Source organism: Paenibacillus sp. FSL W8-0426 (assembly GCF_037969725.1).
In the GTDB taxonomy this organism is placed as follows: Bacteria; Bacillota; Bacilli; order Paenibacillales; family Paenibacillaceae; genus Paenibacillus; species Paenibacillus hubeiensis.
This window is the reverse complement of the sequence record NZ_CP150203.1, coordinates 4,030,404-4,052,306: the sequence shown is the minus strand read 5'-3', so window position 1 is coordinate 4,052,306 and position 21,903 is coordinate 4,030,404. Positions and strand designations below refer to the sequence as shown.

The window sequence follows — 21,903 nt, the reverse complement described above, 5'->3', positions numbered from 1 at the left end:
ATCAAAGGTCAAGATCCCAAAAAATGATGCACGCAGAAAAAGGGCGCTCGTTACGAATGGTTCGTGACAGTAGCCCTTTCTTTATTCTCGAGCGAAAAAAACGGATATGAAGGTCTGACCGAAGATTTTACATAAAACTAACATAAAAAGCACCAACATCAGGAATGAAATGTGAATTGGGTTTATATATTTTGGTGAAAAAGTATAAACGATGTGCCTTTTTACCGTTGTAAAGCTTTAAATTCGAACAATTCGTTCAATTTGTCTAGCTTTTATTTCTTAAAACGTTGATTTTGATGGCAAATTATCTCACATTTACGTAACGTGCATTCATTTTTCTTTATGATCAAGTAATGTGCAAGACGAAATACCCGTATCTGGATAACCAAAATTCGGTTGTTGACCTGCGGTCCTTTGGCCCTCTATGATGTATAAAATACAAATTATTATGCGGATAATCCATTTAATATTCAAATGTTGAAATGCTACTATTATTGAAATATCTTCGACAAGATTTTGTGATACAATATTCAAAAAATGAGAAGTTTGCATAATTCATTCATATAGGGCCTCGGTTATGAAGGGATTAAGATAAAAGAACGGATGGGGGAAATGTAAGATGTCTACACCTACTGGATTTATGGAATACAAACGCCAACTGCCCGCGGATCGGGAGCCTGCAGAGCGTATCAAGGATTGGGAAGAGTTTCATAAACATATGGCGGAAGAAGAGCTGAGAACGCAAGGGGCGCGCTGCATGGATTGCGGAACTCCTTACTGCCATACAGGTATAGATATGATCGGCGGTACGTCGGGCTGTCCCGTGCATAACTTGATTCCGGAGTGGAACAACTTGGTGTATCGTGGTTTGTGGAGAGAGGCACTCGATCGCCTGCACAAAACCAACAATTTCCCTGAATTTACAGGACGTGTATGTCCTGCTCCGTGTGAAGGCTCCTGTACGGTCGGGTTGATCGGGCAGCCGGTTACCATCAAAACGATTGAAGAAGCGATTATCGAAAAAGGATTTGAAGAAGGCTGGGTTGTACCCCAACCGCCTGAAAAGCGTACAGGCAAACGCGTAGCCGTCGTTGGCTCCGGTCCTGCAGGACTTGCCGCAGCAGCGCAGTTGAACAAAGCCGGCCATCTCGTTACGGTGTACGAGCGTGCTGACCGCGTTGGCGGTTTGCTGACGTACGGAATCCCGACCATGAAACTGGATAAAAGAGTCGTACAACGTCGTGTTGACCTGCTTGAGGCTGAAGGCATCCAGTTTGTGACCAATACGGAGATCGGCAAGGACATACCTGCACAGCAATTGGTTGACGAATATGATGCTGTTGTGTTGTGCGGCGGCGCAACCAAACCGCGTGAATTCAACATCGAAGGCAGCGAATTGAACGGCGTGCATTATGCGATGGACTTTTTGAACGGAAGCATCAAAAGTTATTTGGATTCCAAACTCGAAGACGGAAATTACCTGTCTGCAGCACAAAAAGACGTTATTGTCATCGGTGGCGGAGATACCGGTTCGGACTGCGTGGCGACATCCCTCCGTCATGGCTGCCGTACCGTAACCCAATTCGGTACCCATGCCAAAGCTCCGCTGGAGCGCGATCAAATCAATAACCCTTGGCCGCAATTCCCTAACGTATATACACTGGATTACGCGCAACAAGAAGCCAAAGCCATCTTTGGTCAAGATCCGCGCGAGTTTTCGATCATGACAACCAAGTTTGTGGGTGACGATGAAGGCAACCTTAAAGAATTGCACACGGTTCAAATTGAACGGATCGTGGACGAAACGGGCCGCAAAATCTATCAGCCGATTCCTGGCACAGAGCGCGTATTCCCTGCGCAAATGGCGTTGATCGCCATCGGTTTTGACGGACCGGAGCAAACGTTGGTGGAACAGCTTGGCCTGGCGACGGACCGCCGTACCAACGTGAAAGCACGTTATGGCAAATACAACACCAATGTGGATAAAGTCTTTGCCGCAGGCGACATGCGTCGTGGCCAAAGCTTGGTGGTATGGGCGATCAATGAGGGACGCGAAGCAGCTCGCGAAGTGGATAAATATTTGATGGGTTCCACCGTTCTCGTATAATACGTTTATAAAATAATAGTTTTGCATGTTTTGCCAGCATGATTATAACTTGGCTGCAAACAAACCCTCCGCAGAAATGCGGGGGGTTTTTGCCATGAATGCGATAGCGCGGTTTCTTCATTGAAAGTGTGATCGAAAGTGTGATCAGCGGCATTGCTTTTTTGACCAGAAAGACTTATTATTAGATTATAATTATTATAAATAAGATATTCTGACAACGACTAACCAAAGCAATATTTAGGTTGAACTAGTCATTTACACGAAAACACATTTCGGAGGTGCGGCCTGCTATGACAAATAACCAGGGCAAATCCATTCAAGAGCAAATTCAATATATAAAGAAGCAGCTGGTCGAGAAAGGGTACAAACTGACGCAGCAGCGGGAAGTCACGGTCCGAGTGCTTCTGGAGCATGAAAAGGACCATTTTAGCGCAGAAGAAGTGTTTTTGCTGGTGAAGGAGCAGTTTCCCGAAATCGGTCTGGCTACCGTTTATCGCACGCTGGAGCTGCTTAGCGATCTGCAGGTTGTGGAAAAAATAAACTTCGGCGACGGGGCTGCCCGCTTTGATCTCCGCAGCACGGACGGGTCGCACCATCATCATCATCTGATATGCATGCACTGCGGCAGCGTGGAGGAGATTATGGAGGATGGATTGTTGAAACTGGAGCAAATGGTGGAACGACAGTACGGTTTCAAAGTGATGGATCATCGTCTGGATTTCCAAGGCGTGTGCCGCGAATGCAGACAGAAGCAAGCCGTGAATGAACCGGCAGTGGGTTAATTCAATGGGGGAGGATGCTCCCGCGATCAAAATCTGATATAATGGATTATAGAAGCAGGGGCTTCCGTGGGCGGAAGGCCCTTTTTGCCGTCATGTGACGGTATAGGAGGAGATTGAGACGGATGAAGACACTGGTTATCGCGGAGAAACCGGACATGGGGAGAACCATTGCCGCCGTTATGGAACCCGGGGCCAAGAACAATCGCACGTATCTGGAAGGCGAAAGCTATATCATTACGTGGGCGATCGGACACTTGCTCGGACTTGCAGAACCGGATGCTTATGATAGCAAATATAAGCGTTGGAACCTCGCGGATTTGCCGATCATTCCGGACCAGTTCAAAATTGTCCCTAACCCGAAAACGAAGGATCAACTGAAAACGATCGGTGAACTGGCCAAAAAATGCTCCATGATCGTTAATGCTTGTGATGCGGGGCGTGAAGGACAATACATTTTTGCATTGATCCAGCAGCAGCTAAAGCTTCGTCAACCGGTCAAACGACTGTGGATATCGGACCTGACGGCCGAAAGCATTCGGAAGGGATTCGCAGGGCTAAAGGATGCTTCCGAATTCGAAAATCTGACGCATGCTGCGCGGGCGCGAAGCGAGGCGGATTGGTTAATCGGCATGAATGCGTCGAGAGCGTTCACGACCCGCCACAATGCGCTTTTGTCTGTGGGGCGTGTGCAGACCCCTGTTTTGGCGCTGATCTATGACCGTGAAACGGAGATCGAAGCTTTTCAGTCCCAGACGTACTACGAGGTTGCTGCTTGGTTCCGCCAGGAGGATGTGGAGTACCGCGGAGTGCTGCAGGTTCAAGGAGACAAGCTGACTGATCTTGAGGCGGCGGAGGGCATTGCAGCGAGCGTAAAGGGGAAGACGGGCCGCATTGCCAAATACGAGGCGAAACCGACAAAGGAGTATCCGTACCGGTTATACGACTTGACCCTTTTACAGCGGGAGGCCAATGCGAAATTCGGTTACGGTGCGAAAAAAACGTTAGATATTGCACAAGCCCTTTATGAAAAGCACAAGGTCATTTCGTATCCGCGGACCAATTCCAATTACGTGACCGAACAAAATTTGGACGGCATGCATAAAACGCTGAACATGCTCAAAACAGGAGCATACAGTGAGCTTGCCCAAGGCGCGAAGCCTGAATTGGTGCATAAAAACAACAAGGGTGTCTGCAATCCATCCAAGGTGGAGGATCACCATGCCATCCTGCCTACGCTGAAGCGGCCGGGAACGTTGTCGAAGGACGAGCAGAACATTTACGATTTGATCGTCCGGCGATTTTTGTCCCATTTTTATCCTCCGGCAGAGTATAAGCAGCATACCGTGCTGACCGAGGTGGAGAAACACACTTTCAAAACATCCGTAAAAGAACTCATTTCGTTGGGGTGGAAAGCGGTTCTTCCCGCAGCGGATCAGGAAAAGGGCAAGACGTCGGGCAAAAAGAGGGGCAAAGCCGGCGCTCAGGAGGAGGAACCCGAAGAATGGACGGACAAGGCGTTCTCGGTGCGGCCTGAGCTCCCGGTGCAGTGCCACAAAAGCGAATGCAAGGAGAAGGCGACCCAGCCGCCGAAAAGCTATACCGAAGGCACGTTGTTGCGTGCGATGGAAAGTGCGGGCAAACAGATCGAGAACGAGGAGCTTCGCGACGCGATGAAAGACAGCGGCCTAGGCACCCCTGCAACGCGGGCAGCTACGATCGAACGGCTTAAAAACGTCGGTTATATCACCATGCAGGGGAAAAAGATGCAATTGACGCTGAAAGGGCGAACGGCCATCGAGTTGATTCGGCGTGCCGGGGTCGACCTGCTGACTTCGCCCGAAATGACCGGCCAGTGGGAGCGAAGGTTGTACCAGATTTCCAAAGGCGAAGCCGGGCAGGACAAATTTATGGAAAACGTGAAAAAGTTTACGTTATCCATCATCGATAAAGTGCGTGTCCAGACACCGGCTCCGGCGGACGCGTTTGGTGACGAAGCGCGTGGCGGCCGCGGCAAGGGCAAAGGGAAAGGAAACCGCACGCGCAAAAGCAGCTCGTCTTCAACAGGTTCTCGGCAGGCGGAGTCAGTTGCGACGCGAAGCAGAGCAGCTGCAGCAGCCCCTACAGGCACGATCAAAGCCCCGGAGAAGGCAACCGCAGGAAGCAGGGAAGCTTTAGGTTCATGTCCTTCGCAGGGGTGTACGGGACATATTATCGAGGGCAATAAAGGTTTCGGATGCACCCGCTATAAGGAAGGCTGTCGATTCGTCATTTGGAAGGAATATGCGGGCAAAAAAATTACGGGCACGATGCTGAAGTCGCTGATTGAGAAAGGAAGCACTCAGGTGCTATCCTTTAAACGGAAAGACGGGAGCACCGTTAAGGCGAGGATTATCCTTGAGGACCGCTCCACCGGTAAGTTGTCTGCAGAACGTGTTTAGGCGTATGGTTGGCGCCGATCGATAACGGCACGAGCCAAAACTGGAATGACAAAAAAGGACCCGAGAGATAGAGACGGGTCCTTTTTTGTGGTTGGGTTCTTCATTTTGGCTTCAGTGCCCTATGACTAATTCGGAAGACGGATCAAAGAAGCAAAGAGTCCTATCTCATTTCGACTGGTGCCGATAGATTCGTTTTGCATGGTGCTGCAGATTTTCATGAATAATCTCTGGCACTTCTTTCAAGGCAGTGATCGTGTACATGGACACATCAGGGTTGGGCTGAAGCTCCACGATGTTATACTGCCACTCGTTCGGCTGTTTGATATAAATGCTGTGGATGCCCGCCGTTACTGCCGGCATAATATCCGTGCGAAGCGAATTGCCCACCATCCAGGTTGCAGTGCGGTCGAATGGTCCGTTTGACAGAATACCTTCCAATGCTTCGATGTTTTTATGCTGCCGGATATAGATCCGGTCATCGAAGTAAAGAGATAACTTCATCTGATCGATTTTGCGCTGTTGAATGACTTTTTCCCCGCCGGTATACAGATAAAGGGAATGTCCTTCCGATTTCAGCTTCTCCAACGTTTCAACCATGTGCGGGTAAGGCTCGACTTCCTGTTCGTATACGCTCATTCCCAGCTTGTGCAGGTAAGCCTCTTCGGAAGCAGCCGTCGGTCGTTTATACTTTTGCGAAAAGTAGCGATACGTGTCAATCAGCGATTGAGGGAAGTGATGGCTCGCGAAGCCGACTTTGTTTACTCCCGTAACATCGATCTCCAGCTGTTTGTCCCGAACCTGCTGAACGGACAAGGCATCGCCTTTAAACCATTCCTGCATATTTTCGAAAAACTCGCCAAGCACGAGGTTGAAGTATTTGTTGCAATAGACGAGCGTATCGTCGAGATCGAATAATATGTGCTGTTTCCAGGTGTTCATCATTAATCACTCCTTGCAGCCGACGGCTACGCATTTCATTCCGATACGGATCAAATACGTATGTAGGATTCCAAAAACATGTTCAATTCGGAAACGCCATCGGGACGGATGCTGTATTTTTCTTTGCGATTGCTGCCGAGCAAATGGGTGCGCAGCAGTCCGGCAATGCGCAGCGCCATAACCTGATCCTTGACCGTATCCTCATCCTTGCCAAGCATTTCGCACATTTCGGCGAGTGATCGGGGTTCCCCGGAGACGTAGCGGAGCAGGCGAAGCCTTTCCGGATCGGAAAGGGCATGGGTAAAACGCAATAAGCAGGTAGGCGGCTGATCCTCGTCCTCTTCCGGAACATCAATCGGATACTGCATGATCATCGCGCCTTCATAGAAATTATACATATTAATAGGCCGATTATGGACGGTCGGGAACAAAATGACCTCTTTGACACCAGGGGTCGGTTCGACGATTACGCCTGCGGTGGCGTATTCCACGAGCAGCTCAGGACCCATCTTGTCAAGCAGTATCCGTTTCTCTTCGGCGTCTTCTTCGATCCAGCACCGGTAATCCTGGCTGATATCCTGGCAGTAGTGCTCGTTCCAAAGACGAAGCAAAGGAAGATAACTGCTGCAAATGCGCGTAGTTTCTTCTATTGTAATATGCGGCATAAGGGCAGAGATCCTCGCGAGCGATTGCTCGGGGGTCGAATCGGCCAGCATGCCAAGGAAATCCTCGTTTTCTTGGCCGCAATCGCGATAGGCTGCCCAAGCGAACAGAACGTCAAAATCGTCGAAAGGCCAGGCGGCTGCCGGAGCCAATGCAGCCTTTACGTTGGAACTTAGTTTGCCTTCGACGTCCAGAATCCATTCAGGACCAATATCCAGATGCTGGATCCATTTCTTCGTTACATAAACCATGAAGCTGTTGAGCATCTCATATATCGGTGAAACATCAATTTTAACTTGATAAGACATACGATGCGGAATCCTCCCGTCACATCATTTATACGCAGCGACTTATGTACTATTATGGCTTGTTTTGGAGGGCGTTGTCCACTATAATGTTCAAGTCCGGGACAAACGGCCTTGCATGGGCAGTGTCCTGGGCGAATAACTGAATATCCACTTAATGTAAAAAAGTCGTCAGCGATGGCGATTTTTCTTTGTATGCACGCAGGGGGAATCATTTTATGTCAAAAAACAGCAGCATCGCCACACATTCATTATCGAATTATTTCATCTTGATTACCGTCATTGTCGTTGCCGGAATAAGCCAGGGGTTATTATTGCCGGTGCTGTCGATCTTTTTGGAGGAGCGAGGCGTTTCGCCCGGCCTAAACGGCTTAAACGCCGCAGCGCTGTATATTGGCTCCTTTGCGATGACACTTATTGCGGAACGATTGCTTGGTGCCATCGGGTTCAAGCGGTTGATCGTGAGCGGACTGGTTTTGGTCATGTTTGCGCTTGTCCTTTTTCCTTATATCCCTGATATCAGGGTATGGTTTATGTTGCGGCTGATCGTAGGTTTGGGGGACAGCGCTTTGCATTATGCAGCTCAACTCTGGGTGCTGCTGGTAACAACGCCCGAAAAGAGGGGGCGCTACATCTCTTTGTATGGCATGTCTTACGGACTTGGCTTTAGCATCGGGCCGCTGGGAATCAAGCTGCTTGGTTATGGAGAAGCGGTTCCGTTCTGGGTGCTGTTTGTTTGCCTGGCGGCCGTGTTCATGCTGGTTTTGATCAAACTTCCGGATGCAAGACCGGAAAAGACGGAGCAGGGCGAACGGCCGGAGAGACGTTTTCGGCGCAGCTTTGCATGGGCATGGTATGCCTTGCTGCCTGCGTTTTTATACGGTTACATGGAAGCCGGAATGAACAGCAATTTCCCGGTATACGGTTTGCGCATTGGTTTCGATGCCAATGAGATTTCGTCGCTGCTGCCGTTTGTGGGGATTGGGGGACTACTTCTGCAGCTTCCGCTGGGCATGCTCAGCGACCGCTTTGGGCGCAAAGCGGTATTGATGTTTGCCGGGATCATGGGAGGAGCGACGTTTCTGGTTTTCCCGCTGGCCGGGACGCATTTCTGGTGGGCCTTGGTTCTCTTGACCGTGGCTGGCGGCCTGGTCGGCTCCTTTTTTTCGCTTGGCTTGGCCTACGCTGCTGATATTTTGCCTAAAGCGTTTTTGCCTGCGGCGAATGTGGTCGCTTCGTTTTACTTTACGATCGGCAGCATGATCGGCCCCAATCTGGGCGGTCAACTCATTCATTGGTTCTCGCCGGGAAGCATGTTTGTTTTGCTGGGGGTGTTATACATGCTTTTTGGCATCGGAGGACTGTTATTCAAGCGTAAACCTTCCAAGGAATTTGTGGTAGAATAGAAGCGGGTGTTCGCATGGAAATGTATGTCCTTTTCCGAGTACACTAGTAGTAGGAAAACATGGACAAGAGGAGACGTCGCGATGATCAGAGTAGAGAATTTGAATAAATTCGTAGGAGCGGACCGGATTCCGGTGCTGCGCGATATCCGATTCGATATGCAACAGGGGGAAATGATCGCCGTTGTAGGCGCCAGCGGGAGCGGCAAAAGCATGCTTTTGAAATGCCTTGCCCTCATGGAAAAATGGGATAGCGGCAAGTTTACCGTCGACGGAGTCGACATTTTGAGCCAAGGCTGGTCCGGAAAAACGAAAATCAAGCGCGAATGGGCATACTTGGAGCAAAACCCGCAATTGTATCCGAGGCGCACGGCCCTGAAAAATGTGCTGATCGGCCGGGCCGGACAAACACCGTGGTGGAGGATGCTCACCGGTATGGTAAGATCCGACGATTACATGGGAGCCATGGACGTGCTGGAAGGGCTGGGGCTGTTGGATAAAGCGCACCAAACCGCCGAAAAGTTGAGCGGTGGCGAGAGGCAGCGTGTCGCTACGGCAAGGGCCCTTGCTCATGGCGCAAAGGTCATTCTGGCCGATGAACCTGTGGTGGGGCTTGATCCGCATACGGCGGATTCCGTGCTGGAAACGCTGCGCAAATTGTGTGAACAGGAACGAGCAACCGTCATCGCGGTGCTGCCGATCGAACTGGCCGAGAAGCATGCGACCCGGATCTGGGGGCTTGCAGAAGGCCGCATCGTTTTCGATATCCGCGGACGGAGACTGACGCAGCAAGAAAAAAATCTGATTTGATTGAAATGAGTGATGAAATTGCTTAATTCGCGCTGGGGGCGAGTGTTGATAGGCGGAGCCGTCTCCATGATGCTTGTTTCGCTTCTGAGTGGTTGTACGGTTATTAAGGATCCCCTGACTTTAATGAGGCCGCCGATGATGTCGACGGATAAGGAGAAACTGTTGAATATCGTGCAGAAGGAAAAGCCTCCGGAGAGTAAACTGATCCGACCCAAGGACCTGAACAATACAAGCATGATCCGTGTAGCTGATCTGGATGGGGACGGCACGCGGGAGGCTATCGTTTTCTACGACACGCCAAATGAAAATGTGCGAATCCATGGCATGCTGCTCGAAGAGCAAGGAGATACATGGGTTAAAAAGTTGACATTCGATGTTCCAGGTAACAGTCTGGAGTCTTTCAAGCTGCTTGATATTACGAATGATGGCCATCCCGATATCGTTCTGGGAGTGAGCCTTGAAGCCCAGAAAGCGTTGATGGTGTACTCCTATAAAGGAGGGGCCCTCGAACAGGTGATGGGCGGTGTTCCTTACAACCAGTTGGTTATCGATGACGGTCAGGGTAATCCACTGGATTTGAATGGGGATGGGGAGAACGACTTTATTAACGTATCGGTCAATACGAGCGGGTTCGAATCGGTTGCTTTATACCAATATAATGAAGAAAGTTTTAAGGAAGTAGACAGAATACAGTCAGATTATACTGTCAAAGACATTTATAACGCTCTTGGCGGCCATGTTGCGAAAAACCGGACAGGCATCGTGCTGGATGTCGAGTTGGATGACCGGAGCACGTTTACCCAGATTGTTTACGTAAAAGACAACAAACTGGTGAATGCATTCCAATCTCCAGACCAAACGTACAGAGATGACAAAATTTTAAGCGGTGACGTCAACAATGATGGTATTATTGAATTTGGACTGAAAGAGACGCCAAAGGGTTGGGATCACTATGTGTTCAACGACCGGATGTGGTTTTACACGTTTTATCAATGGGATGGAAATGAAGGCAAGAAATTCGTTTCCTTCCAATACCGAGATGACGCGAATTTGTTCCATTTGAATCTAAAACCCGAGTGGTATGGCAAAATCACCATTGATACCAAATCGGAGAAGGAAAAATACATTCGCTTCAAAATGATTGATTCCGATGAAACGGTTGGAGAGATCAGTTACTTCACTATGTCCCAATGGGAACAGGAGAAGGGGAAGAAGTGGAAAGAAATCACTCGAACGAGTGATCATGTAATTGCCTCGCGCGGCTCGCAATTGGATGGTAATGATGGATTACTGGACAATATATCGCAGCTGAACAGAAAGGGAGAACTAAATGAGTAAAGTGCTTATTCTTGAAGATGAAGAATCGATCCGCAGTTTTATCGTCATCAACCTGAAACGAAACGGATTTGAAGTGCTGGAAGCAGGAGACGGAAATGAGGCGCTCCGCATTTTGCAATCCGTGCCGGATATCGACCTGGCATTGCTTGATGTCATGGTGCCGGGCATAGACGGTTTTGAAGTGTGCAGACGCATTCGGGAAACGAATGAACGCATGGGTATTATCTTTTTAACTGCAAAAGTCCAAGAACAGGATAAGGTTTATGCGCTCTCTGTAGGAGCCGATGACCATGTGAGCAAACCGTTCAGTCCGACGGAGCTGATTGCCCGCATCCAGTCTTTGCTCCGCAGGGTCAACGTGCATCGTGAGACGGCTGCCAAGGTGACGTTCCAGTCAGGACCGTTTTCGCTGGACTTGATCTCCAAGCAGTTCAAGAAAAACAACGAGCTGATCGAACTGACGCCGACCGAATTTTCGTTGATCCAGTTCTTCCTCGAAAAAGAAAACACGCCGCTGAGCCGCGATCTGCTGCTGGATCACGTATGGGGCAAAGAGTATATGGGAGATCCCAAAATCGTTGATGTGAACATCCGCCGGTTGCGCCAAAAAATCGAAAACAATCCTTCCGAACCAGAATACCTGCAAACCGTATGGGGACACGGGTATAAGTGGAAGGGCAGGGATCAATGATCAAAAAGGGCATTACCCGGCAGATTGTTCTGCATTATTTTTTCGTGGTGTTCCTGGCACTCCTGCTGGTTGAATTCATCTTCATGCTTGCGGTGCAGAGATACTACTATGAGAGCATCTATAATACGATTAACCAAAGGATTACGGCGACAAATGACTTCAAAGAACCACTTTCTCTCGTAAGTGGAGCTGAGGATGGCAACAATTTGTCTTATCTGCTTGTAAATTTGCATCTGGATAACACGGAGCTGCAGATTCTGGACATGAGCGGACGCGTGCTCGCAAGTTCAACGGAATTTGAATCGGAGCGAGCCGTCATACAGACAAGTGACATCACTCAGGCCATGAATGGCAGCATTGGACGCTGGGTCGGAAGGCAACCTAACACGGGTGAGCAGATCATGGCAGTATCCCACAAGATGGATTTAGGTGGGGAGAACACATACATTATACGTTACTTGACGTCACTTGAGGATGTGAACTCGAGGTTGCTTGTAATGGGGTCACTAGCCATTCTGGTAGGTGCGGCCGTCCTTGCGGTTGTGCTCATTATTAGCATCGGTATGGCGAATTCCATCGTCAAACCGATCAACAACATCACCGCAGTGTCGGAACAGATGGCCCGGGGCCGTCTGGATGTGAGGGTCAAAGGAAACTATAAGCATGAGCTGGGGGAACTGGCTTCAACGCTGAATTTCATGGCTCAGGAAATCGTGCGCAGCAATCAGATCAAGGATGATTTCATTTCCTCGATATCTCATGAACTGCGTACCCCGCTGACCAGTATCAAGGGTTGGAGCGAGACGCTGGATTCCGGCGGCTACGATCCGGATGAGACGCGAATCGGCATGAGCATCATCTCCAAGGAAACGGAACGGTTGATCGGTTTGGTTGAAGAGATGTTGGATTTCTCGAAATTGCAGCAAAATCAGATGAAACTGGTCAAAGGAACAGTCAGCATTCGGGAAATCGTGCAGGAAACGATGTTGAACGTGTGGGCCAAAGCCGAACAGAAACAGATCCATCTCAAGCTGGATGCCGATGAAACGAAGGCCTATAATGTGTTCGGAGACGGTAATCGGCTTAAGCAGGTGTTCCTTAATATCGTCGATAATGCCATTAAATTTTCGCATGAAAATTCGTGGATATACTTGTCCGTGAAAGAAGAAGACGGCAAGGTGATTGCTGCTGTCCAGGATACGGGAATCGGGATTAGCGAAGAACATTTGAGCAAGGTCAGGGACCGCTTCTTTCAGGTTAATCATCAAAACGGAGGCACAGGGTTGGGGCTTGCCATCACCCAGCAGCTGGTCGAACTGCATGAAGGAACGATCTCGATGCAAAGCGAGCTGGGTTCGGGAACGACGGTTACGGTGATTTTGCCAGCTTTGGCTGAAGAGGATGATTTAATGAAACATGACGATCAACAGGCAGGGCCGGATATCGGAACAACGTAAGAAACAGAGAATATCCCTTGTTTGAACCGGGCAGAATGGTTAGGAAATTGAAACACAGGGCTGCGTTACATCCGTCCCGGTTCAAATGAAATAAGATGTATAATAAAGGATATAGGATGAAGCAACAAAAAGGGCGAACCGTTCAACGGCTCGCCTTTTTTGTTTATAAAATCAGGAATAATTAACCTCATACAAATCCTTCGTTATATATTCCCAAGTGAAACTTATGATGAAAGTTCGCCTGCACGCAGTCGACCGGTCTTCTCATAGACTTCCTTCAAAATTCGCGCGGATTGTGTACGCAATGCCGGTTTGGCAGAAACGACTTCTCCTGGGCCAATCACGGCAATTTCGTCTGCGCTGCCTTTGACGATGGCACCGTCCTTGATAATGGCTCCTTCGCCGATAATGGCATGCTCAATGTGGACGCCGCGGCCGATGCGAGCATTAGGCATAATTACGCTCTCCTTGATTTCCGAACCTTTGCCGACCTCAGCCCCGCAGAAAATGACAGAACGTTCGGCACGCCCATCAATGGCACAGGATTCATGGATCATGGACATGGCATGCTCGGTACGGGAAGCGGGGATTCGATACGTACTCGTTTTGCTTCTCCAGCCACGCGTGAACATGGGCCAATGTTCTTTGTGAAGACTCCAGTCCTGATCATTGTGCAGAAGATCCATATGGGCATCCCATAGGCTTTTTACCGTGCCGACATCTTTCCAGTACCCGTTAAAATTATAAACGTAAAGCGAATTGCTTTCATTCAGCATTTGCGGGATGACGTCTTTGCCGAAGTCATGGCTGGAATCCGGATTTTGAGCATCCTCGAGGAGATGGCGCTTCAGATATTCCCAGTTGAACACGTAAATACCCATTGAGGCCAAATTGCTTTTTGGTTTGGCCGGTTTTTCGGTGAACTCGGTTACGCGCAATTCATGGTCTGCGGCCATGATGCCAAAACGGTGAGCCTCATTCCAAGGGACTTCCATCACCGAAATGGTGGCGGCTGCTTTGTTGGATTTGTGAGCGTTCAGCATCTCGCGATAATCCATATGATAAATGTGGTCTCCCGACAAAATCAGCACATTTTCGGGGTTTTGTTTATCAATAAAGTCGATATTTTTATAAATGGCATCCGCAGTTCCCAAGTATTCGTCATTTCCTGTATGGTAAGATGGAAGCAACGATATTCCAGATTCAGACGAGTTCTCTTTTCTCCAAGGCTCTCCGCTTCCAATATGTTCATGCAATGATCCTGCTTGATATTGCGTGAGCACGCCAACAGTATCGATTCCCGAGTTTACGCAGTTGCTGAGAGGAAAATCGATGATCCGGTAATGCCCGCCAAACGGCACAGCGGGTTTAGCGATACTTGAAGTCAGGGGTGCCAAACGTTTACCCTCTCCTCCCGCCAACAGCATAGCGATGCAATCTTTATTAAACATAATCGTTTCCCTCCCGGAAATTTTTGTTGAAAGTTGTACATACATTAACGCGATTTGGAGCTGATGAAACGATATATACGGTTAAAAATCTGTAAAATTACAACATTTTCGAAATCGGTCATTTTTCTTTTCAATTTGGCTAGAATGGGGTAATGGTTAACGTTATTATTATTTTCTGGGAAAAGCAGGTGATTTTATGGCGATTGAACCATTCACAGATCCGGTCATCTCACCGGAACTTATTTATTTGTTTCATGAAGGAAGCCTTCATCACAGTTATCGTATGTTGGGTGCGCAGCCTGTCGTCGAAAATCAACAACAAGGGTACCGGTTTACGGTATGGGCGCCCCATGCGAAGGAAGTGGGTCTGGCCCTTGACCGCAACCATTGGAACGGAAAAAAGGATCCATTACATAAAGTGCCCAATTCCGGATTTTGGACTCGTTTCTTTCCTGACATTCAGGAAGGGACCCTATACAAATTTCACTTATTGACCAAAGACGGAGAAGAATTGCTCAAAGCCGACCCTTATGCATTTCACGCCGAAGTCAGACCGCGCACGGCATCCATCACCAGCTCCATCGACGGTTACAAGTGGAACGACGGAGCATGGAGGCGCAAGCAAAGAGGCGTATACAACAAACCCGTGCACATTTACGAGATGCACCTGGGAACCTGGAAACGCCGTCCAGACGGTTCGCTTTATAATTACCGTGAAATGGCTGACCTGTTGATTCCGTACCTGTTGGAGATGAACTACACCCATGTAGAGATTATGCCCTTGACGGAGCATCCTTATGACCTTTCATGGGGATATCAAAATACCGGTTTTTTTGCGCCAACGAGCCGCTACGGAAAACCAAAAGATCTGATGTACTTTGTAGACAAGCTTCATCAGGCAGGAATCGGCGTTCTGTTGGATTGGGTTCCTGCCCACTTTGCCAAAGATGCCCATGGCCTCAGATTGTTCGACGGTACGCCATTATACGAGTATGCTGACCCGATGTTAGCCGAGAGACCGGGGTGGGGCACGCTCAGTTTTGACTATTCGAAACCAGAAGTCCGCTCCTTCCTCATCTCCAATGCCGTTTATTGGTTGGAAATGTATCATTTTGATGGGCTGCGCGTTGATGCGGTAACAAGCATGCTGCGGCTGGATTTTGAAAAATCTCCGGGCCAGTTTCGTCCGAATCCGGACGGCGGATTGGAAAACAGGGAAGCCGTATCTTTTTTACAGGAATTGAACGAGACGATATTCCGCTATTTCCCATACGCGTTAGTCATGGCCGAAGAGTCCAGTGCATGGCCCATGGTGACGTCCCCTACGGATGCAGGAGGACTGGGTTTTAATTACAAATGGAATATGGGATGGATGAACGACACGCTCGATTACATCAAGAGCCCGTTTCATGAGCGCCCAGCCAAACACCATTTGCTAACCTTTCCGATCATGTACTCCTTTAGTGAAAATTACGTGCTGCCTCTGTCCCATGACGAGGTGGTTCATGGCAAAAAATCATTGCTTGACAAGATGCCGGGAACATATGAGCAGAAGTTTGACGGTATGCGGGCGTTTTTGGGTTACTTTATGACATTCCCAGGCAAAAAGCTGTTGTTCATGGGCGGCGAATTCGGCCAATTTATCGAATGGAAGGACGAAGACCAACTGGACTGGTTTTTGCTCGATTATGAGAGCCACAGCAAACTGCATCGTTTCGTACGCGACTTGTCGAAGTTCTACCTTAACGAAAAAGCCTTGTGGGAGCTTGATCATTCCTTTGAAGGATATGAATGGATCACTCCGGATGACCATGGTCAAAGTGTCATTTCATATGTGCGCAAAGGAAAAAAACCATCGGATACACTCCTGGTCATTATTAACTTTCAGCCGATCGAACGGAAGCGTTACCGAATCGGAGTCATGCGTCCCGGTATGTATACCGAAGTGCTGAACAGCGATCATTCCGATTATGGAGGATCAGGTACTCTCAATCATATGCAGCTGCCTACGGAAAAGATTCCATTTCATGGGCGGCCCTATAGCCTTGAAGTGGTGCTGCCTCCGCTCAGCATTGTCATTTTGAAGAAAGCGGGTCGCCAGAGAGCCGCGAAACCCGCTTTGGATGCAGCCGAAGGCAAAGTGAAAGCTTCAAAGAAGGCCCCATCGGGTAAAGCTTCCAAAGACGAAGTTCAGACGCAACCAAAGAGGAGGAAAAAGGCATGAAACTATTGTTTGCAGCAGCTGAAGCACATCCTTTTGTCAAAACGGGTGGTTTGGCCGATGTCATCGGGGCTTTGCCGCTCGCCTTGAAGAAGGCTGGAGTCGACGTTCGGGTGATATTGCCCAAATACAAAAGCATTCCGGACGAATTCAAACAGGCCATGGAAACGGTCGCGGTTACGGAAGTGCCGGTCGGTTGGCGAAGGCAATATTGCGGAGTCGAGATGTTAGTCCATGAAGGCATTCCCATTTACTTTGTCGATAATGAGTACTATTTTGCGCGGGATGGCGTGTACGGTTACATGGATGACGGAGAACGGTTTTCCTTTTTCAATCGGGCGGTGCTCGAAGTGCTTCCTAAAATTGATTTCAAGCCAGACGTTTTGCATACTCACGATTGGCACGCGGGAATGATCCCGCTGCTGCTTCAGGCACATTACGCCCACCATCCGTTTTATACGGAGATCCGTACGGTGTTTACCATACATAACCTGCTGTACCAAGGCATTTTTCCCTATGAAGTGTTCGGTGAATTGCTTCAGCTGCATAGTCGTTACTTTACGATGGAAGGCGCAGAATATTATGGTAACGTCAATTTCCTGAAAGCAGGGGTCGTTTATGCCGACCACGTCACGACAGTAAGCCCGACTTATGCGCAGGAAGTACAGACGGCCTATTACGGTTATGGGTTGGACGGGTTGTTGTCTTCGCTTGGCGATCGGTTCAGCGGAATTGTGAATGGCATCGATACGATGAGCTACAATCCGGCTACCGACAAGAAAATTGCGGTGAAATTCAGATCAAGCCTCTCCAAAAAAACAGAGAATAAAATGGAGCTTCAGAAGGAGCTGGGACTGCCTGTGCGTCCGGATGCGCCTCTTATGGTTATGGTTACGCGTCTGGTGGATTCAAAGGGACTTGATCTCGTCTGTCGAGTTTTGGATGAATTGCTGCACTACGATGATCTTCAATTTGCCGTTTTGGGCACGGGAGACGAGTTTTACGAGCACTGGTTCCGCGAGGCAGCCCACCGCCACCCGCTTAAAATGTCTGCGCAGATTTTGTTTAACGACGGGCTTTCCCGGCGTTTTTATGCCGGAAGCGATCTTTTTCTGATGCCGTCGCGTTTTGAACCTTGCGGAATTAGCCAATTGCTGGCGCTGCGTTATGGCAGCGTGCCGATCGTACGCGAAACGGGCGGTCTGAACGACACCGTGCAGGCATACAATGAACACAGTGGAGAGGGGAACGGGTTTTCGTTCACCCATTTCAACGCCCATGATATGCTGCATACGATCCGTCGGGCAGAGGCGTTTTATCGGGATAAAGCAAGCTGGAAGAAAATAGTGAAAAACGCGATGGGCGGAGATTACAGTTGGGATTCTTCTGCAGAACAATATATGGATATCTACCGTCGAATTTCGCTGGGATGAATTCTGGTTTCCAAGACGCTTTATAAAGCAACCTATAATGGCCACAGTATAACTATACTGTGGCTTTTTTTATAGGAAATACTTCATAGAAGGGGAGCTGGGATTAACTGGCTGATCGTGCGTGCCTTGCCGTATACATAAAAAAGTGCTTGTCCAGTCACGGATAAGTGACCAGACAGACACGTCGAAGCCGATAACATGGTATTACCGAGTCGATTGTTCAAACTCCTTACGAATGGATTGAAGCAGCTGCGGGTTGGTCAGCACGTCGCCGGCCGTTAAGGCAATTGCCTTTGCCCCCAGAATCATGCCATCCAAAGCCCGTTCCTGCAAGGCCAGATCACGGAACTCGATGGAATGAAGCGTGTGTACCTCGTCCACAACGCGAATATAGGGGTGAATCGCGGGACAACGCAACGATACATTTCCGATGTCCATGGAGCCGTGGTCATTGCCAGTAACGATTTCGTGGGCAGGAATGCCGAGCTTCAGCAAATTGTCGCTGAATGCGCCGGACAACGTCTCGTTGGTGACCATTTCATCATAAGAAGTTTCGTAATTTGAAGTCACCAGTTTGCACCCGGTTTGCAGGGCGGCTCCTTCCGCGATCTGAATGACCCGCTGCGTAAGCACGTTCAGCTCTTTGCGTGTCGACGCGCGGACATAGAACTGGGCGGAAGCATAATCGGGAATGATATTGGCCGCTTGTCCGCCGCTGTTAATGATGCCGTGAATCCGAACGCTGCTTTTGACTTGTTGCCGGAATGCATTGATGCCGTTAAAGGTTTGAATGACCGCATCCAGCGCATTAATGCCTTCATGAGGCGTAGCTGCGGCATGCGAAGCTTTGCCGTGAAACTCAAACTGAACGGCATCGATGGCCAGCGAGCTTCCCGACTTTTCGTAAGCGTAAAACGGATGGGCCATAAGAGCCACATCGCAATCATCGAACAGGCCGGCTTCCGCCATCGGAACTTTGGCTCCCCGCGTTTCCTCCGCAGGTGTGCCGAAAACTTTAAGCGTTCCTCCCACTTCATCTAATATGGACTTGAGCCCAACGGCAGCACCCAAGCTCATCATGCAGATCAAGTGATGGCCGCATGCGTGACCAATCTCAGGCAAAGCATCATATTCGCACAGCAGGGCAATGGTCGGACCGGATTTGGCAGCCGAGTACGTGCCGATAAATGCCGTCTCCAGACCGAGAACGGGAGCTTCAACGGCAAAGCCGTGATATGTTAGCTCCTCCTTCAAACGTGCGGATGCGAGATATTCCTCATTTCCTAATTCCGGATTGGCCCCGATATATGATGAAATGTCCTTGAAACGGGAAGCATATTGATCAATAACCGCTAAAATTTGTGTTTGGATGGGTGTCATGGTGGTGTACTCCTTCTGCAAAAATAAAAACGATTTCTTGATTATAGCATGCTTCTCCATTTTTTTCAGGGCGTTGTCATGCGTTGTAAATATGAAAATGCATTGCATATTCATACATTGTCCTTTATAATGACTCAGGCATCCTATGAGAAATAAGCATGTGAATAAAGTAAGGGGAGAACAGGTTTGAAATTAATAAGTCGTTACACCATGATGCTTATGGCCTTTGTGGTCATGCTGACAATGGCTGTTCCAACGGCCATGGCCGCGGGCACGACGGGCATTTCAGAGGGCAAAAAGCTGGTGCTCGGCACAAGTGCCGATTTCGCGCCGTACGAATTTCATAAAGTGATTGACGGCAAGGACCAAATTGTCGGTTTCGATATCGCGATCGCCAAAGCGATTGCAGCCGACATGGGTGCAGAACTTGTCATAGAGGATATGGGCTTTGACGGACTTCTGCCCGCGTTGCAGAGCGGTCGCGTCGACATGGTCATCTCGGGCATGACCCCGACCGATGAACGCAGAAGAAGCATCGACTTCTCGGAAACCTACTACAAATCGAAGCAAGTCATCGTCGTACGCGCTGAGGACAAGGACAAGTTCCCGACGATGGCCGAGCTGGAGAACCAGAAGATCGGCGTGCAGAAAGGCTCTATTCAAGAAGAGATCGGTCAGAAGATTGCCGGTGCTAAGCTGACTGCATTGGACAAGATTTCCGATATTGTGCTGCAATTGGAGACCAATCGTATCGACGCAGCCATTCTGGAGGACACCGTTGCCGTCGGATACCTGGATGACAACATCGTGCTTGCGCCTGCAGTGCCGGACGAAGAAGAAGCAGAGGCCGCCATCGGTATCCGCAAAGGAAACACAGAACTTCTGAATGCCGTAAACGCAACGCTTGCCCGACTGAAAAGCGAAAACAAAATCCCTCAGATGGTTACCGAAGCGAGCCAAATGATGGCGGGAAAAGAAACCAAAACACCGAATATTCTGGAAGTGTTCTGGCAATACAAAAGCTTTTATGCAACAGGTGTGGGCTATACCTTGCTGTTGTCTGCGCTTGGCGTCATTTTCGGTGTCATCATCGGTCTGATCATCTGTTGGTTCCGTCTCCATGACGCAGCCATCCTGCGCTGGATCGGTACGGCATACGTCGAATTGATCCGTGGAACCCCGATGCTGGTCCAGTTGATGATCATTTATTACGGCCTGGCTTTGACCTTAAGCATTAACTTCTCGCCGCTTCAGGCAGGGATTATTACGTTGTCCATCAACAGCGGTGCTTACTTGGCGGAAATCTTCCGCGCAGGTATTCAAGGCGTGGACCGCGGACAGATGGAAGCGGCTCGGTCTTTGGGGATGGGCAAAGCTGCAGCGATGCGCTTTATTGTCCTGCCGCAGGCCTTCAAAGCGGTCCTTCCGGCGATCGGTAACGAGTTTGTTACCATTATCAAGGAATCGTCCATCATTTCGGTGATCGGTATGGTCGATATCATGTATCAGGCCAGCGTGGTCAAAAACATTACGTATCAGGGCTTGAATCCATTCCTGATCGCCGCAGCCATTTACTTCGTGCTGACATTCATTTTGTCCAAGCTGTTGGGACGACTGGAAAGGAAGTTGAGTGCAAGTGATCGACGTTAAACAACTGCATAAATCTTACGGAAAAAACGAAGTGCTGAAAGGCATCGACGTAACGATCGGAAAAGGAGAAGTCGTGGTGGTCATCGGACCTTCGGGCTCGGGGAAAAGTACGTTTTTGCGCTGCTTGAACCTGCTGGAGCAACCGACTTCAGGCGAAATCAATTTTGAAGGGGTATCCATCACCGACCCTAAACACAACATTAACGCAACCCGTGAAAAAATGGGCATGGTCTTCCAGCATTTTAATCTGTTTCCGCACAAAACGGTGCTGCAGAACGTGACAATCGCCCCGATCAAGGTGAAGAAACAATCCGTCCAGGAAGCAACCAAGATTGCGGAGGATTTGCTGAGAACGGTGGGCCTTTACGACAAAAAGAATGCTTATCCAAGCCAATTGTCAGGCGGACAGAAGCAGCGTATCGCCATTGCCCGGGCGCTCGCCATGCAGCCGCACGTTATGCTGTTCGATGAGCCGACCTCCGCGCTTGATCCGGAAATGGTCGGCGAGGTGCTGGATGTCATGAAACGACTTGCCGAAGGCGGCATGACCATGGTCATCGTAACCCATGAGATGGGCTTTGCCCGCGAAGTTGGGGATCGCATTTTGTTCATGGACGGCGGAGTGATCGTAGAAGACGGAACGCCTTCAGAAGTGTTCGGTGCACCCAAACATGCACGTACCCGCGATTTTTTGGCAAAGGTTCTTTAGCCGATCATTGGAGTATCAAGATAAACCATGCCTGCTGTTTAAGGAGGCATGGTTTTTTGCTTGGATTGGTGCGCTATGGATTGAAAAAGTAACTTTTCTGTTACCATCTAAGCGGGAACGAGCGAC

At 49.2% G+C, this 21,903-nt stretch carries 16 protein-coding genes; 12 read left to right on the top strand and 4 right to left on the bottom strand.

The window, feature by feature from the left end; all coding sequences use genetic code 11:
- The first annotated feature begins 619 nt into the window (after positions 1–619).
- The 3 genes from MKY59_RS18020 (at position 620) to MKY59_RS18010 (ending at position 5,327) form a co-directional block, all read left to right on the top strand.
- Positions 620–2,107 (top strand): glutamate synthase subunit beta, encoded by a 1,488-nt coding sequence (locus MKY59_RS18020; protein WP_339272872.1) that lies wholly within the window; start codon positions 620–622, stop codon positions 2,105–2,107.
- A 290-nt stretch (positions 2,108–2,397) separates the two neighbouring features.
- Entirely contained in the window at positions 2,398–2,889 is a 492-nt protein-coding gene (locus MKY59_RS18015) for a Fur family transcriptional regulator (protein ID WP_290371401.1), read from the top strand.
- Between the two features lie 122 nt (positions 2,890–3,011).
- The gene (locus tag MKY59_RS18010; RefSeq protein ID WP_339272870.1) at positions 3,012–5,327 is read left to right on the top strand and encodes a DNA topoisomerase 3; all 2,316 of its coding nucleotides are present in this window, start codon (positions 3,012–3,014) and stop codon (positions 5,325–5,327) included.
- A gap of 165 nt (positions 5,328–5,492) precedes the next feature.
- On the opposite strand, the gene MKY59_RS18005 is transcribed toward MKY59_RS18010, so the two are convergent.
- Positions 5,493–6,266 carry an HAD family hydrolase gene (locus tag MKY59_RS18005; RefSeq protein ID WP_236412920.1) on the bottom strand — a complete coding sequence of 258 codons (774 nt, stop codon included), beginning with the start codon at positions 6,264–6,266 and terminating at the stop codon, positions 5,493–5,495.
- Positions 6,267–6,316: 50 nt separating this feature from the next.
- Positions 6,317–7,237, bottom strand: coding sequence for a helix-turn-helix domain-containing protein (locus tag MKY59_RS18000; protein WP_339272866.1), 921 nt, complete (start codon positions 7,235–7,237; stop codon positions 6,317–6,319).
- 215 nt (positions 7,238–7,452) lie between these two features.
- Here MKY59_RS18000 and MKY59_RS17995 point away from each other — a divergent pair, with 215 nt between their 5' ends.
- The 5 genes from MKY59_RS17995 (at position 7,453) to MKY59_RS17975 (ending at position 12,933) form a co-directional block, all read left to right on the top strand.
- On the top strand, positions 7,453–8,640 hold the full coding sequence (locus MKY59_RS17995) for an MFS transporter (protein ID WP_339272864.1): 1,188 nt from the start codon (positions 7,453–7,455) through the stop codon (positions 8,638–8,640).
- Between the two features lie 81 nt (positions 8,641–8,721).
- Positions 8,722–9,447 (top strand): ATP-binding cassette domain-containing protein, encoded by a 726-nt coding sequence (locus MKY59_RS17990; protein ID WP_236412257.1) that lies wholly within the window; start codon positions 8,722–8,724, stop codon positions 9,445–9,447.
- A gap of 135 nt (positions 9,448–9,582) precedes the next feature.
- A complete protein-coding gene (locus tag MKY59_RS17985; protein WP_339272861.1) occupies positions 9,583–10,785 on the top strand; it encodes a hypothetical protein in 1,203 nt (400 codons plus the stop codon).
- The gene (locus tag MKY59_RS17980) at positions 10,778–11,476 is read left to right on the top strand and encodes a response regulator transcription factor (protein ID WP_339272859.1); all 699 of its coding nucleotides are present in this window, start codon (positions 10,778–10,780) and stop codon (positions 11,474–11,476) included. The genes MKY59_RS17985 and MKY59_RS17980 overlap by 8 nt, the downstream gene beginning before the upstream one ends.
- Positions 11,473–12,933 carry a HAMP domain-containing sensor histidine kinase gene (locus tag MKY59_RS17975; protein ID WP_339272857.1) on the top strand — a complete coding sequence of 487 codons (1,461 nt, stop codon included), beginning with the start codon at positions 11,473–11,475 and terminating at the stop codon, positions 12,931–12,933. The genes MKY59_RS17980 and MKY59_RS17975 overlap by 4 nt, the downstream gene beginning before the upstream one ends.
- A gap of 224 nt (positions 12,934–13,157) precedes the next feature.
- On the opposite strand, the gene MKY59_RS17970 is transcribed toward MKY59_RS17975, so the two are convergent.
- Complete coding sequence (locus tag MKY59_RS17970) at positions 13,158–14,384, bottom strand: glucose-1-phosphate adenylyltransferase (RefSeq protein WP_290371402.1); 1,227 nt, start codon at positions 14,382–14,384, stop codon at positions 13,158–13,160.
- 196 nt (positions 14,385–14,580) lie between these two features.
- Here MKY59_RS17970 and glgB point away from each other — a divergent pair, with 196 nt between their 5' ends.
- Positions 14,581–16,608 carry a 1,4-alpha-glucan branching protein GlgB gene (gene glgB / locus MKY59_RS17965; RefSeq protein WP_339272855.1) on the top strand — a complete coding sequence of 676 codons (2,028 nt, stop codon included), beginning with the start codon at positions 14,581–14,583 and terminating at the stop codon, positions 16,606–16,608.
- Complete coding sequence (gene glgA / locus MKY59_RS17960) at positions 16,605–18,038, top strand: glycogen synthase GlgA (RefSeq protein WP_236412264.1); 1,434 nt, start codon at positions 16,605–16,607, stop codon at positions 18,036–18,038. The genes glgB and glgA overlap by 4 nt, the downstream gene beginning before the upstream one ends.
- Positions 18,039–18,242: 204 nt before the next feature.
- Here the strand turns inward: glgA and MKY59_RS17955 are convergent, their stop codons facing one another.
- Complete coding sequence (locus tag MKY59_RS17955; protein WP_339272851.1) at positions 18,243–19,418, bottom strand: M20 family metallopeptidase; 1,176 nt, start codon at positions 19,416–19,418, stop codon at positions 18,243–18,245.
- 186 nt (positions 19,419–19,604) lie between these two features.
- Here MKY59_RS17955 and MKY59_RS17950 point away from each other — a divergent pair, with 186 nt between their 5' ends.
- Both MKY59_RS17950 and MKY59_RS17945 read left to right on the top strand, forming a co-directional pair.
- The gene (locus MKY59_RS17950) at positions 19,605–21,068 is read left to right on the top strand and encodes an ABC transporter substrate-binding protein/permease (protein WP_339272849.1); all 1,464 of its coding nucleotides are present in this window, start codon (positions 19,605–19,607) and stop codon (positions 21,066–21,068) included.
- Positions 21,055–21,777: an amino acid ABC transporter ATP-binding protein gene (locus MKY59_RS17945; RefSeq protein ID WP_236412272.1), complete on the top strand. Its 723-nt coding sequence runs from the start codon at positions 21,055–21,057 to the stop codon at positions 21,775–21,777. Before MKY59_RS17950 ends, MKY59_RS17945 begins: the two co-directional genes overlap by 14 nt.
- Positions 21,778–21,903: the final 126 nt, after the last annotated feature.